At 47.0% G+C, this 541-nt stretch carries 1 protein-coding gene; it reads left to right on the top strand.

The genetic code is table 11. From position 1 onward, the window contains the following. Window positions 1-541, top strand: a 541-nt coding sequence (locus R7Q48_RS30370) for an aminotransferase class I/II-fold pyridoxal phosphate-dependent enzyme (RefSeq protein ID WP_318134125.1), incomplete at both ends; no start/stop codon positions are given.

Genomic DNA, 541 nt, shown 5'->3' with positions numbered 1-541 from the left:
TGAATGTGGTATTCGCCGGAAACCAATCGATTTTAGAACATGATGGCAGACGCTACATCAACTTCTCAAGCAACGATTATTTGGGCTTAGCCAATGACCAAGCGCTTGTACGTGCTTGGCAGCAAGGTCTGAGCGTTTATGGCAGTGGCAGTGGGGCATCACCCATGGTGACTGGCTTCAGTGCTGCGCACTGCAACTTAGAAGCGGCGTTAACTGAATGGTTGGGCTTCGAGAGGGCGATATTATTTGGCTCTGGTTTCAGTGCTAATCAAGCGTTGCTTTTTACTCTGCTAGAAAAATCAGACGTATTGATTCAAGACCGATTAAACCACGCATCTTTGATGGAAGCAGGGGCACTATCAACGGCGAAAATGAAGCGTTTTAAGCACAACGACATTAAGCATTTAGAAACGCTGTTTACTAACGAAGGCAATCATCTGGTCGTGACTGAAGGTGTCTTCAGTATGGACGGCGATTGCGCGCCGTTGAAAGACATTGCGGAAGTAGCTCGCTTACGTAATGCATGGTTAGCAGTAGATGA

It is taken from the genome of Vibrio sp. 378, assembly GCF_033339435.1.
The sequence above is the reverse complement of the archived record's forward strand: the minus strand, read 5'-3'. Positions and strand labels throughout refer to the sequence as shown.